This is a genomic window from Acaryochloris sp. CCMEE 5410, assembly GCF_000238775.2.
In the GTDB taxonomy this organism is placed as follows: domain Bacteria; phylum Cyanobacteriota; class Cyanobacteriia; order Thermosynechococcales; family Thermosynechococcaceae; genus Acaryochloris.
In genome coordinates this window covers 996,009-1,008,779 of sequence record NZ_AFEJ02000002.1, presented here as the reverse complement: position 1 = coordinate 1,008,779, position 12,771 = coordinate 996,009, and the positions used below count along the sequence as shown (strand labels likewise).

The window sequence follows — 12,771 nt, the reverse complement described above, 5'->3', positions numbered from 1 at the left end:
AATTACAAGATTGGATATTGGGAGGGACCTTTCGCTGCGACTTGTTCAAAAGTTTGGTATGGCAAACTGGGGCTGGTTGCAAACTCGATAAATTAAATCGTTGAGGGTTTGAGCCGTCCTACTCATGACGAAATGAGCAGGCCATTTCCCTTGAGTTGCTTCCTTATTTCGCAATCGCTAGCTGTTCACTTTGTTACAAGCCTGCATGGCCAATCGCTAATCCCGCTACAAGCGTCCCCAAAACGAGGAAAGGTTGGGCACTCGCTTGGTATTTCACGTCATTCTCGACTGGATCACGAAGAAAGTACATGTCTTGCAGGGTAATTTGAGGAATAACCAGCAAGAATAGGATGACGGCATACAGGTTTTCGTGAATGCTGATTAAGAAAAGCGCCATACCAATTTGGAAGACATCAATCATCAGCACACAAATCCAGGCAGCCTTTTCAATCCCAAATACAACTGGGAGGGATTTGAGTCCTAATTCGCGATCGCCTTCGACGGCTTTGAAGTCGTTAATAATGGCAATGCCTAATCCTGAAAGACTATAGGCCAGCGTCAACACCATGACCTTTGGGGTAAGAGTGCCAAATAAGGCCTGGCCTGCCCACCAAGGCAGAGCAATGTAGCTAGCGCCTAAAGCAAAATTGCCTGTCCAACCATTCTGTTTGAGCTTGATAGGGGGAGCCGAGTAAATAAATGAAATAAAGGATCCGAAAATAGCAAGTACGGTTAAGGTGGGAAACTCATGGCCCGCCCAGCGGTCAAGTCCGTAAGCAACCCCAATCCCAGCTCCAAGTAAAACAAAAATTTGGGTTACAACTTGGGGAATGGAGATGGCTCCAGAGGGAATAGGACGATAGGGTTCGTTAATGGCATCAATTTCGCGATCGTAGAAGTCATTGATGGTTTGGGTATATCCCGTCAACAAAGGACCCGACATCACCATGCAAACGGCAGACATCAAGACATGTTCTAGAGTCCAGGTGAAATGACCTGATGCTGCGGCTCCACAAATAACCCCCCAGACAAGAGGGACCCAGGTAATGGGTTTCATTAGCTGCAAGCGAATTTTCCAAATATTGGTATCGCCAGTATCAGCCCCTTTCATACCCAATAATTGGCGAGCTGCACTACCTTGTTCAGTAGCTTCTACGGCTGATGGTTCTGAAGGGGTTGCTGTGGCCTCGGTATTGTCAGCAGAGGCAGGTACCTGGGATGGATCCGAATTAGCCATAGTAGTCGAGAGAAGATGGAGTACAAATTTGAGGTAAAGAAACACTGATCATGGTACCGCTTGATCGTGGATCTTCGCCTAAGTGGCCACTTTATAGAAGCTTGCGAATACGCCGAATATTGATGGCTCGACTGGAAATCGTGGCGGAGCGAGCTGACAGAAGGACATAAACGCCCCCTGCAAACTGTCCAGCTAAGCCAGAACGAAAATAGCTTAAGTATTCTCCCTCTGGCTCGGGGTCTGCAGTGTTGTCGGTAATTTCATCCTCCAGCTCTTCTGGCTCAAATCCTATTTCTGCCAGCTTTTGGTTTAAGCGTGTTTGAAATCGGTTGCGATTTTCAAATGTGATGGCCATGGTCACATTGCGGTTGACAATAGTGCCAATTATTCCGGCCACCAAACCTGCCAGAGTGCCGTATTGACGGAGTTCAGGAGATGCAAAGGTAAAGGCATCAGAACGAGACCCTATGAACATCACAATGATTACTGTCATGCTGAAGTAATACAAGAATGTTAATCCGATACCGGGTCCTGTTAACTGAGTATCTTCTTTTTGAGCCATAGGGGGCCGTTACTGATAAATAAGTGGGAAACAACTCTGCCTTCAATGGCTACATCTGCGGATTTAAAAATGAGATTGGGCATGAGTATTGCTGAGGCAAGGCTGATCTTGCACCACAATCCTATCTTTGAGATTCACAATGCACAAGCAATCAAAGTCAGTACATTATCAAGATCATCTCCGTTGGGAGAATTACAATTATCTCTATGGATCTCAATTGCGACCTCTCAAATCCATTCGGCTAGTGGGTTAACGAAAGCAGGGTAGGCATATGTTTTCTCGCTTGCAAAATCACCATGGTTTTAGCCTTTGTCAAGCTATTGCAAATCATCTGAATGAGACATAGAATCTCCACTACTGTAATTTAGTCTTGATGCACTAAGTAGAAGACTTATTTGGTGTGGTCTCACGCTCACAGAAAGAGACTCTTTGAGCGAGCGTTGGAATTAAAATTGCTGCACCTTTCAAAGACGTTGAGTCATTGGGAGATACAACGGGTAAAAATACTTTTGCAGGTAAATGTCCTTGAGGAGAATTCAAAGCAAAAGCCAAATTCCCATACCTATATGGAAAAACGCTACTGTATTTTGAATAAAACCACTGTGTGCGTTTGACAAATTCAATTAGGGCAGTGTCTGAGTTATTACGTTGAACATTTGTGTTATCCGTTAATTTCCCAACCAAGTTTTGCCAAACTTTTGTTTGAGCTGTAAATCCAAATCGTCCTTGACTAGCTTGATTCCAATATTGATTGATAGTGCGAAGATCTTTGCAAGGAATCTGTTCTAAATCTTCCACCCGCAGAGTACTGCCTGCTCGTCCAGCAACACTTAAAAGTAGATCACGGGTGATTTGATCCGCATTTTTCCATTGTCCCGCAGTTAATGACTCTTTTAGAGGCGTGTAATCTACTACAACAGGCGCACTTGCAGCTGTAACAGCTTCAGGGGTATCTGTTGGTAAAGAATCGGTGTCAGCAGCACCTTTTCCAGATATTTCAGGTGTAAATTCTTCCCCTGGTCCACCTTCCACCACAGTTTTATCTGGTACAGAAGACTCAGAGGTTGCAGACGGTGCAGAAACTACGGTTGGCGCAAAAGCCGTGGGAAAGTAACGAGATACGACATATACGGCACTTGCCGCGCCACCGCATAAGCCTAAAAATAATGCAGTGAAGAAGGTACGGATGGGTAATTTGGGTTTCATCGACGTTGAGGGGGAGGATGGTAGGGTACCAGATAGTGGTGAAATATTAGGGTTGCTTGAAAGTTCGGTCGCTGGTGTGGAGCCAGAAGATATGGGTTGTGAAATCGGTTGAGTGGTTAATAAATTCTGCAAAGCGGCTCTGGCTTCTGTGGCATTTTGGTAGCGATGCCGAAAGTCATAGAGCACCATCTTGTTGAGGATAGTGGCCAGATGAGGACTGACAGTGGCTTGATCTTGCCAAATCACTTCTCCAGTCTGAGGATCCTTTTCTAGCTGACTGGGAAGTTGACCAGTCAGGGCTTGAATCCCCACCATGCCCACGGCAAAGACATCACTACTGAGTTTGGGTTGACCTGAATATTGTTCATTGGGGGTATATCCAGGGGTACAAATGCTGATCGTTTGGGCTGTATTGCCATGGGCAATGGTAGTTTGTAGACCAACGGCCTTAACTGCTCCAAAATCAATCAAAATAATTTTGCCATCGGGCTGACGACGAATCAGATTAGAGGGTTTCATATCCCGGTGAATCACCCCCTGCTGATGAACAAATTCTAGGACTTCTAGAATTCCATCTAATAATGTGACCGTGTAATATTCCGAGAACTGTTTACCTGGCACTAGTTCTCGACTTAAATCTGCTCCATTAATGAGTTCTTGGACCAGGAAGAAATGTTCTGCTTCTTCGAAATGGGCCAGTAATCTGGGGATTTGATCGTGGTTATACTGCGGACGACTAGTGGCTTAACATTGTAGCGGAGAGATTTGGCACACTGGGAGTATCCCCCAACCGACTCTCCTACTCGCATGATTAAAATTGATTTCACCGCAGAGGAAATCCAACACCTCAACTACGAGCGCTATCATCATCCTCACCCACGGGTGCAGCGACGGATGGAAGTCCTCTACTTAAAGAGTCAAGGTCTTGCCCATGCCCAGATCTGCCAGCTTTGTCAGATTAGCCGTCCGACCTTAGCCAAAACCCTTCGTTTGTATCAACAAGGAGGAATTGAAGGACTGAAGACCCTGGAATATAAAGGTCAACCCAGTTCACTCAACGCTCATAGCGATAGTGTGAGAGCCTATTTTGAGCAACACCCGCCCCGCACCAGTGCAGAAGCTCAAGCAGTCATTGAACAATTGACGGGCATTAAACGTAGTCCAACCCAGATCAAAGCTTTCCTCAAACGCATCGGTTGTCGCTATCGAAAAGTGGGGTATGTGCCGGGAAAGTCGAGTCTACCCGAGAAAATTGAGGAGCAAGAGCAGTTCCGAAAAACTTGCCTTGAACCCTTATTAGAGGGAGCTCAACGCCAAGAGCGTCTTGTCTTTTTGTAGATGCTGCTCATTTTGTTCATCAGGCTTATCTGGGGTTTCTCTGGTGCATCCGTCGGATCTTCATCCCCTCTCCTTCCGGTCGTCAACGATTCAATGTTCTCGGGGCGCTCAACGCCGTCACTAAAGATATCATCAGCATCACCAACCACACCTACATCAACTCTCATAGCATGTGTTTGTTGCTAGCCAAGCTTGCTCTACTCGACCCTGTCATACCCATCAGCGTGATTTTAGACAATGCTCGATATCAAAAATGCCAGCTTGTGACAGACTTTGCTGAGATCGTCGATATTGAGTTAGTCTACTTGCCCTCTTATTCACCCCATTTGAATTTAATTGAGCGGCTCTGGCGCTTTGTGCGCAAAGAATGTCTCTACTCAAAGTATTATGCTGATTTCCCCGCCTTTAAGGGAGCCATTCAACAGTGCCTCGACCAGTGCAATGGTGAGCATAAGGCGAAACTCACAAGCCTGCTATCACTCAAGTTTCAGTCTTTTAAAAAAGTTAATATCTTAGCCGTCTAGAGTATACCTAGCTTAGAAAGGATCTCTGCTTCTCGCTGAAAAAGTCGGCAGGCGTCTGGCCAAATGCTGGGATTGTCTAGCTGCGGCTTTAGTTTTTTGACAACGCAGTGGGGATTTCCAGGAAACTGAGTATCTTCAGCTAAAAAGGTTTCACCAAATCCTCCGCTCCCTAGAGGTTGCAGAATTTTGTACCGTCCACCAAGTATCTTTTCTGACATATTCAATCAGTGCAGAACTATTAGTTGCGTATTCTACAGCCAGGGCAATGCGATGTTACAAATTTCAAGGGTCTGATTCAGTACAGATGGGTCTGATACAGCTGATATGGATATCTTTTCGCCGTATTGTTATTGAATATTACAGAGGTAGTAGAGCCACATATCTGTGTTTGAAGATAGGTCGCTAGGATCAAGTTCAACCCCTTGGTTCCAAGAATAGACCTTGATATTTTTGAATCCTGATTCAAGCTGGACAAGTTGCTCTTGGGGGCGAATATGATAGGTGCGCAAGCGAAAGTTGTGCGGTTCATCTCGGATCATGGCATGGGTAGAGGCTTGGAGTTGCTTTAGAGAGTAAGAGCGGTTCAAGACTCTGTGTAATGCCCAAATCACGAGTTCTATATAGGTGTTGATGGGGTTGTAGCTGAGATGCGATCGCCAATTAAATACCTGCTCCATCCCTTGAAGATTGTGGGTGGAAAAGCAGAAATAGCCCCCTGGTTTACCGACCCGCTGGATTTCTTGCAAGACCTGGATGCGATCGCAATGCTCAATATAGTCAATCCCATTGAAACTGAACAGAATAAAGTCAAAGGTGTTATCCGCAAAACAACTCATATCCCGTGCATCGCATACCGCAAAGGAGTCGGGATCTATAGAATTTGCAAAGCGCTTTTGACAAGCACTGATCATCCCGGCTGAGTAGTCGATGCACCGATAATTTGCGGCAAGCTTGGCAAAATGTTGGGTGGTTCGCCCTCCACCGACGCCCATATCCAGCATGCTCATGGTGGGCAACTGATCTTTGAGTTGGCTCAGTATGGCTGATTCAGCGGGCTGTAGCTGTTGGAGTTGAGTATAGTGCTGAATGATTCCACGGGACTCATAGGTCTTGAGATTCTGAAAATTAACCATTATTTAGATTCAACCCAGTTTCAAACTAAGGCTGAAGTATTCTAGCTGACGGTGTCCAGCCGCCCCAGTTTGCCCCATCCCTCTCCAGAATCTGCCAAAACTCTAATTGAAAGCGTTTATCCTTGCTTTGCTAGTCCAAGCCAAAACTCAACCGATATTACTGAAGACTATAGGAGAAAGTCACTTTTCTGCGTATTACTCCCAATCGTGATCGAAAGCGATTCTCCACTTGAATCGACGATGTATAAAAGACACTGCCACAGCAGGCTGCAAAATAATTAATCCACAAATATAAGTTAAAAATATTCGCGAGGGCAGCTAAGTAAAGATATCTTTTACCAATATTAATGGCATCCACTCTGTCAATTTCATGTCCATGACACATCAACCGCCTGCCAATTTCAAATAAATACAGGGATTTATGCTTGTTATCTAACGTGCTCGGCTGCCGATAAGATTCTTTGATCCCTTGGTGGTGTTTATTCAAAAAGACGAGATGCCCCTCAGTTACCATGGCATGGTTAGTTGATCCCCTTGCATCTTCATCGTGATCACGATAAAGGGTTAACGGTTCAGGAATCACTTCAAACCGATAATTTTTAGAAATCTGCAACCACATATCCCAATCTCCACAACACCGAAGATTAGTGTCGAACTGCAGATCTGGCTCAATACATTCTTGCTTAATCATGACCGTTGACGGTGTGCCAATGAGATTTTTATAGATTAGATAATCCTTAACATCCCCATGAATGTTGGGTTTCCGCATCCGGACGACCTTTCCTTGATCGTTAATCACCTGTAGCCAGGAGTAAACAACACCCACTTCATCTGGGGCAGATCTAAACACATCAAGCTGCTTCTCTAACTTATTAGGCAACCATTCATCATCGGAATCCAAAAAAGCAATGTACTGGCCTTGGGCTGCACCTAAGCCTGTATTTCGGGTACCACACTCACCAAGATTTTTTTCCTGCAAAATGTAGCGAAGTCGTGAATCGTCAATACCAGCAACTTTTTGCTGAGTGTCATCCGTTGACGCATCATCGACCACTATCAACTCAAAATCTTCGATAGTTTGATTCAATACGCTTTGAATAGCAGGTATCAGTAGGTTAGCTCGATTAAAAGTGGGGATGATAACGCTAACAAGAGGTTTAGAGTTTTTCATGATCACAGTTTACCCCCACACAAAACATATAAAAAATCATCAAGCAGCCGTTTTGAGCGTGTTGATTAAATCCAGATATTGGTTGGTTGAAGCTTCTATGGAAAACTGATGTAGCCATTCAGACACATCGCTTTGAGACTGCTGTCCAAGAACATCACCAATGGCTGCTGCCAAAGCTACATCATCACCCACAGGGGTCAATGCCCCATATTTCCCCCCTTGTAAAATTTCCCTAGGGCCACTGGGACAATCCGTCGAAACGACGGACTTCCCTAAGGCCAAAGCCTCAATTAAAACCGTGGGTAGTCCTTCCCATGCGGATGACAAAGTGAATACCTGAGCACGGGCCATATAGGGGTAAGGATTATCCACATACCCCATTAAGTCAACATCGTCTTGGACACCCATTTCGGCTGTAAATTCGTTTAGTTTTTCTAAGTCGGGTCCCCATCCCAAAATGACCAATCGACAGGAGCGTTGTTTGCGGACCCTAGCAAAGGCTCGGATCAATGTGGGGAAATCCTTCTGGGGTTCGAGTTTTCCTACACCAATAATGACCGGTGGTTCTCCAGGTTGGAACCAGGGATGATCAATATCAGCATTGGCTTTGGAAAAAAGGTCAGGGGCAATGACTGGATTATAAATTGTTGTAATTTTATCTGGAGATATACTGCTGATTTCTGTTAGGGAGGCAGTTGCTCCTTGGGATACGGTGACGACACGATCTGCCCAGGGATATAACAAGCGAATGGCAAAAGGAATGATCCTTTTCTTGCGGTTCTTGTTGTGTCTGAGGGAGTGGGTTAGCGTGTTGTGTTCTGTCGCGATCACAACGGTGTTTGTCTTGACGAGCCGTTTTGCTAGAATCGCCACTTCATTCGCAAAGTGCATGCCAGAAATTAAAGCTTGGGGTTCTTTGTGCTTGAGGTACTGGGCTAGCTTTCTGATACTGGCAAAACTGCCAGCAGCCTCCAAATCAACCACCGTTATTTCAGACGGGATTTTTTTGAGATGGGGCCCCCAAGCTTGCCCTAGGACAAAGTCAACCTGATACCCACTTTTAACAAATCCATTAGCTAGATTGATGAGTACTCGCTCGGCTCCGCCGCCGCCGAAATAAGTTAGGAAGAATGAAATCGTTGTGGATGGATGGGACACTTGCAAGCTACTCCAGGCGATATACCTGTATCATTAAACACATCCGCAATTTGTAATGTGATCTTCCACACAGCAAGCGGATTTTGTGATTCGTTTAAGCATTTGTCTCCCCTTATAAAATTGACTGGGGACAGTTAATATTCAGTGATTACTTTAAATGCAATAACAAAACAATGCAGAGCAGCCAACAGGCGTTAGGCATACCCCATAAATCCGAGAAAACTACTCCACATTTGCTAGTTTTCGATCTATCCATTCGGGGGCACCATCCTAACTACATTCGCCATCTCATTCGGTATTGGCATACTCAAAAGCACTTTCAGATTCTGTCGGTTGTGGTGTCGCCTCACTTTTTGACCGAACATACCGATGTTGTTGAATTCGCAGAACAACAATCCAACCCGAATATTCAGTTTATCGCCATTACCGATCAACAGGAATCTGCCCTTAAATCGCGAAAAAAAGCCATAGACCGTAACCTCCGCAACCTGCAAGAATGGCGATTGTTTTGTGACTATGCGGGTCAGCTTCAGGTGGACCATGGCCTAATCATGTATTTGGATACGTATTTCTTGTCGATCGCTTGGTGGCTGAAACCGCCCTGTGCTTTTTCAGGGATTTATTTTCGACCGACGCTACACTATCGTCAACTCGGTGTTCAGCCTGTATTGAACTGGCGGCAAAAATTGAATCAAGGGCGAGAGAATTTAACCTTAAACAAGGTTTTGCAGAATTCACAGTTGGCCACTTTACTCTGCTTAGATCCGCTAGCTGTGCCGGCTTTGCAGCAGCGACCGAGTAAGGCTAAAGTGATCCACTTGCCGGATCCGGTCGAGTTTGTCCCACCGCCTGCTGCAGCGTGTACTTTAAGGGATGATTTAGGGATTGAAGCGGAGAGAACCGTATTTCTATTATTTGGAGCAATTGATGGTCGCAAAGGAATTTATCAAGTCCTAGATGCGATTCAACGGTTATCCCCCGATTGGGGGAAACGACTTTGTCTTGTGTTGGTTGGTGAGTCCAAAATCCAGAAAGAGTTAGAAACGCGCATCACCCAAATTACGGCTTCCCAACCGGTTCAAATTGTTCGGAATTATCAGTTCGTTTCGGAAGAAGAAGTATGGGCTTATTTCCGAATGTCAGATGTCATTCTGGCGACCTATCAAAAGCATGTGGGGATGAGTGGTATTTTGTTGCTGGCTGCAGCGACACAGAAGCCCGTGCTCAGTACCGACTTTGGTTTGATGGGGGCCATGGTAAAACAGCATCAGTTAGGACTGTCGATAGATTCCACACAGCCAGAACAAATTTGTGAAGGCATGATGAAATTAATAGGTGCATCCAGGAATGATTTCTACGATCCAGTGAAGATGCAACGATGGGCAAACCAAAACTCTGCTGAGAACTTTGCTCGAACTATTTTTGCTGGAATAACCAACAACGATTGACCATTGATTTGTCCCATAGGAAGTAGATAAATAATTCAATGCCTGTCATTTTTTTGATCTCTGCCTTTATCCTGCTGTTTCTCATCTATCGCCGAGATCACGATTGGCGCACAGCTGTTCTATTGTCAGCGGTGTCTTGGGCGGTGATCGCCACGGTGATTGCCGAATTTTTGAGCTTTTTCTCCGCCCTAGCCTTAGAAGGATTATTGATTGCCTGGATTGCGGTCAACCTAGGGTTAGGCTTCTGGTTTGTTCGTCAGTCCCGCAAGGCTAGTCTCCAGTCTGGGCCAGAAGCCAGTAATCCATCCTTCACTCGCTTTCAGCAAATTCTTCTGATTGGGGTAATAGGTATCGTTTTGGGAACGGGGATTACGGCTCTTTTGTCCCCTCCGAATAATTGGGATTCAATGACCTACCATCTGGGCCGAGTCATTCATTGGACACAAAATCAAGGTGTGGGGCATTATCCGACCCATATTCCCAGGCAACTTTACTCAGGACCTGGTCCTGCGTTTGCAGTTGTTCAGCTGTTTATTTTGACAGGGGATTGGTTCCTCAACTTGGTGCAATGGCTGAGTATGGTGGTCAGTCTATTGGGGGTATCACTCATTACAGAACGGTTGGGGGGAATTTGCGATCGCAACTCATTGCCGTCGTCATCAGTGCCACCATCCCCATGGGGATTTTGCAATCGTCCAGTACCCAAACGGACTATGTGGTCTCCCTGTGGCTCGTTTGCTTTGTCTATTTCTCCCTGGTTACGATCCAGAACCGAATTAGTTGGACCTATGTCCCAGCTTTGGGAGCCAGTTTAGGCTTAGCGATTTTGACAAAACCAACTGCCTATCTGTATGCCTTTCCCTTTGCCCTATGGCTGTTTTTTGTAGGAATCTGGTATCTACGCTGGAAAGTGTGGCAACCCCTAGGGGTGGCCTGTGGCATTATTTTCTTGCTGAACTTAGGCCAATATTCGCGCAACCTCAAAGTCTTTGATTCCTTGTTTGGGCCGACGGGGCAAGACAGTGGTTCCTATGGTCTACCCGTCCTGATTTCTAATATTCTGAGAAATTTGGCCCTCCATCTCAGTACGCCTGTTCGATCTATTAACCTAATCACGATTCGGATCGTGACGGCCATCCATCAAGTCATCGGATTAGACCCGAGCGATCCCAGTATTACCTCACCCCCAGGCCAAAAGTTTGATATGCACAGCCTGGTCAACCATGAAGACTTGGCGGGCAACCCCCAACATTTACTGCTCATTCTCCTTTGCATTGTTGTGTTTGTGCTGTTTAGAAAGCGTCTGAAGACTCGCGACCAGCTCCTCTGGAGCACCTATTTATTGTGCTGCTTGGTGGGCTTTTTGCTCTTTTGCTTTCTCGTGATTTGGTCCCCTTGGCGCAGTCGGCTTCATCTACCTGTGTTTATATTGCTGTCTCCTTGGGTGGGCATGGCCCTGTCTGAACTTTTTAAGCAGCCCATTGCTAACGCCATTACCGCTGGTTTTCTTGCTATTTCCTTCTTTTGGGTCCTTTGCAATGAAACCCGCCCTCTGGTCATCAACACCAAATTTGTGGAAGAGCGCCAAGTAGAAACCATCTTTAACCAATCCAGAACCGACCGTTACTTTAGTAGTCGACCCAAACTAGCCAAACCCTTCATTGCCACCGTCGACCATTTAGCGAGTCAGTCCTGTAACGAGATTGGTTTGATTATTACAGGAGATACATGGGAATATCCCCTGTGGAAGCTGGGTCGAGAACAATCCAAGCGTTCTCTTCGGTTTGAACACCTGCAGGTGGAGAATCCTTCTTCAAAGCTAGCTTCGCAGCCTCCCCATCAGGACTTTCAGGCCTGTATGGTCTTGACGGATAAACCTGACTATCTAGAGCAAACAGAACTTCAGCTCGGTGATCGGCGTTACCGACAAACCTGGGAGCAAGGAGACATAAAAATATATAGCAGGAGCTAGTTTTAGCAAACTGCATGCCAGAATAAGCACAGAGTTTAATTGCCAAGCACAGCCTATATTTAGCTGATTTATGACAAAACTCATCATCCAAATTCCTTGTTTTAACGAAGAAGAAACCCTTGGCATTACCCTCAATGAACTGCCAAAAGAATTGCCCGGTGTCGATTGTGTGGAATGGCTAATTATCAACGATGGCAGTATCGATAACACGGTAGAAGTGGCCCGCGCCCACGGTGTGCACCATGTTGTTGATCTAGAACATAATCAGGGCTTGGCAAAAGCTTTTATGGCCGGGATTGAAGCCTGTTTAAAGGCTGGTGCCGACATCATTGTAAATACCGATGCCGATAATCAATATTGCGCAGATGATATCCCCAAATTGATTACCCCCATCCTGGCGGGGCAAGCAGAGGTGGTGGTTGGGGCTCGGCCCATTCAAAAAATCAAGCATTTTTCCCCAGCCAAGAAATTCCTGCAAAAACTGGGCAGCTGGGTGGTGCGAATTGCCAGTGGCACCAATATTTCTGATGCCCCCAGCGGGTTTCGAGCCTTTAGCCGCAACGCCGCCCTGCGGATGAATGTGTTCAACGAATATACCTATACCCTGGAGACCATCATTCAGGCGGGACAACATGGCATGGTGATTACCTCCGTGCCCATTCGCACGAATGACTATCTGCGCCCCTCCCGTTTGGTCAAGAGTATCGCATCCTATATTCAGCGATCCATTCTCACTATCCTGCGGATTTTCATGGCCTATCGGCCCTTGAAGTTCTTTACGTTTCTTGGCAGTATCCCTTCGGTTTTCGGTTTACTCCTGTGGCTGCGATGGCTGATCCTGTATTTCCAAGATCCGACCCGGGCTCGGGCTCCGAGTCTAATTATTTCGGCGGTATTGATTTTGATTGGCTTCCAGCTCTATATGTTTGGCTTGCTAGCTGATTTATTAACGGTCAATCGTAAACTGTTGGAAGATATCCAGCTACGGCAACGCCGGGCTGACTTGGAGTCCCATAACTAAG

General features: G+C 45.9%; 10 protein-coding genes and 2 pseudogenes. 4 read left to right on the top strand and 8 right to left on the bottom strand.

The genetic code is table 11. The features are described 5' to 3' along the window. Positions 1–193: 193 nt before the first annotated feature. The 4 genes and pseudogenes from chlG to ON05_RS25475 all read right to left on the bottom strand — a co-directional run. On the bottom strand, positions 194–1,237 hold the full coding sequence (chlG, locus tag ON05_RS25490) for a chlorophyll synthase ChlG (RefSeq protein ID WP_010482257.1): 1,044 nt from the start codon (positions 1,235–1,237) through the stop codon (positions 194–196). 91 nt (positions 1,238–1,328) lie between these two features. Continuing rightward, entirely contained in the window at positions 1,329–1,799 is a 471-nt protein-coding gene (locus tag ON05_RS25485) for a hypothetical protein (protein WP_010482258.1), read from the bottom strand. 378 nt (positions 1,800–2,177) lie between these two features. Further along, positions 2,178–3,005, bottom strand: coding sequence for a GUN4 domain-containing protein (locus ON05_RS25480; protein ID WP_255345132.1), 828 nt, complete (start codon positions 3,003–3,005; stop codon positions 2,178–2,180). A 171-nt stretch (positions 3,006–3,176) separates the two neighbouring features. After that, a pseudogene (locus tag ON05_RS25475) lies at positions 3,177–3,722 on the bottom strand (protein kinase); the annotation flags it as partial. Positions 3,723–3,770: 48 nt separating this feature from the next. Between ON05_RS25475 and ON05_RS25470 the strand changes: the two are divergent. Continuing rightward, a pseudogene (locus ON05_RS25470) lies at positions 3,771–4,867 on the top strand (IS630 family transposase). Here ON05_RS25470 and ON05_RS25465 read toward each other — a convergent pair. The 4 genes from ON05_RS25465 to ON05_RS25450 all read right to left on the bottom strand — a co-directional run bounded on the left by ON05_RS25465 (position 4,864) and on the right by ON05_RS25450 (position 8,329). Continuing rightward, positions 4,864–5,085 carry a serine/threonine protein kinase gene (locus ON05_RS25465; RefSeq protein WP_010481533.1) on the bottom strand — a complete coding sequence of 74 codons (222 nt, stop codon included), beginning with the start codon at positions 5,083–5,085 and terminating at the stop codon, positions 4,864–4,866. The pseudogene ON05_RS25470 and the gene ON05_RS25465 overlap by 4 nt on opposite strands. Positions 5,086–5,214: 129 nt before the next feature. Next, the gene (locus tag ON05_RS25460) at positions 5,215–6,000 is read right to left on the bottom strand and encodes a class I SAM-dependent methyltransferase (protein ID WP_010481534.1); all 786 of its coding nucleotides are present in this window, start codon (positions 5,998–6,000) and stop codon (positions 5,215–5,217) included. Positions 6,001–6,157: 157 nt separating this feature from the next. Then, complete coding sequence (locus ON05_RS25455) at positions 6,158–7,171, bottom strand: glycosyltransferase (RefSeq protein WP_010481535.1); 1,014 nt, start codon at positions 7,169–7,171, stop codon at positions 6,158–6,160. A gap of 39 nt (positions 7,172–7,210) precedes the next feature. Continuing rightward, positions 7,211–8,329, bottom strand: a complete 1,119-nt coding sequence (locus ON05_RS25450) for a glycosyltransferase (RefSeq protein ID WP_010481536.1) — start codon at positions 8,327–8,329, stop codon at positions 7,211–7,213. A gap of 173 nt (positions 8,330–8,502) precedes the next feature. Here ON05_RS25450 and ON05_RS25445 point away from each other — a divergent pair, with 173 nt between their 5' ends. From ON05_RS25445 to ON05_RS25435, 3 genes are all read left to right on the top strand, one after another. Beyond that, positions 8,503–9,777: a glycosyltransferase gene (locus ON05_RS25445; protein WP_010481537.1), complete on the top strand. Its 1,275-nt coding sequence runs from the start codon at positions 8,503–8,505 to the stop codon at positions 9,775–9,777. A 631-nt stretch (positions 9,778–10,408) separates the two neighbouring features. Continuing rightward, positions 10,409–11,749, top strand: a complete 1,341-nt coding sequence (locus tag ON05_RS25440) for a glycosyltransferase family 39 protein (RefSeq protein WP_262562357.1) — start codon at positions 10,409–10,411, stop codon at positions 11,747–11,749. A 70-nt stretch (positions 11,750–11,819) separates the two neighbouring features. After that, positions 11,820–12,770: a glycosyltransferase family 2 protein gene (locus tag ON05_RS25435; RefSeq protein WP_010481539.1), complete on the top strand. Its 951-nt coding sequence runs from the start codon at positions 11,820–11,822 to the stop codon at positions 12,768–12,770. Position 12,771 lies beyond the last annotated feature (1 nt).

Coding starts and splice junctions, on each gene's coding strand:
- chlG (WP_010482257.1), bottom strand. CDS start 1,237: ATGGCTAATTCGGATCCATCCCAGGTACCTGCCTCTGCTGACAATACC.
- ON05_RS25485 (WP_010482258.1), bottom strand. CDS start 1,799: ATGGCTCAAAAAGAAGATACTCAGTTAACAGGACCCGGTATCGGATTA.
- ON05_RS25480 (WP_255345132.1), bottom strand. CDS start 3,005: ATGAAACCCAAATTACCCATCCGTACCTTCTTCACTGCATTATTTTTA.
- ON05_RS25465 (WP_010481533.1), bottom strand. CDS start 5,085: ATGTCAGAAAAGATACTTGGTGGACGGTACAAAATTCTGCAACCTCTA.
- ON05_RS25460 (WP_010481534.1), bottom strand. CDS start 6,000: ATGGTTAATTTTCAGAATCTCAAGACCTATGAGTCCCGTGGAATCATT.
- ON05_RS25455 (WP_010481535.1), bottom strand. CDS start 7,171: ATGAAAAACTCTAAACCTCTTGTTAGCGTTATCATCCCCACTTTTAAT.
- ON05_RS25445 (WP_010481537.1), top strand. CDS start 8,503: ATGCAGAGCAGCCAACAGGCGTTAGGCATACCCCATAAATCCGAGAAA.
- ON05_RS25435 (WP_010481539.1), top strand. CDS start 11,820: ATGACAAAACTCATCATCCAAATTCCTTGTTTTAACGAAGAAGAAACC.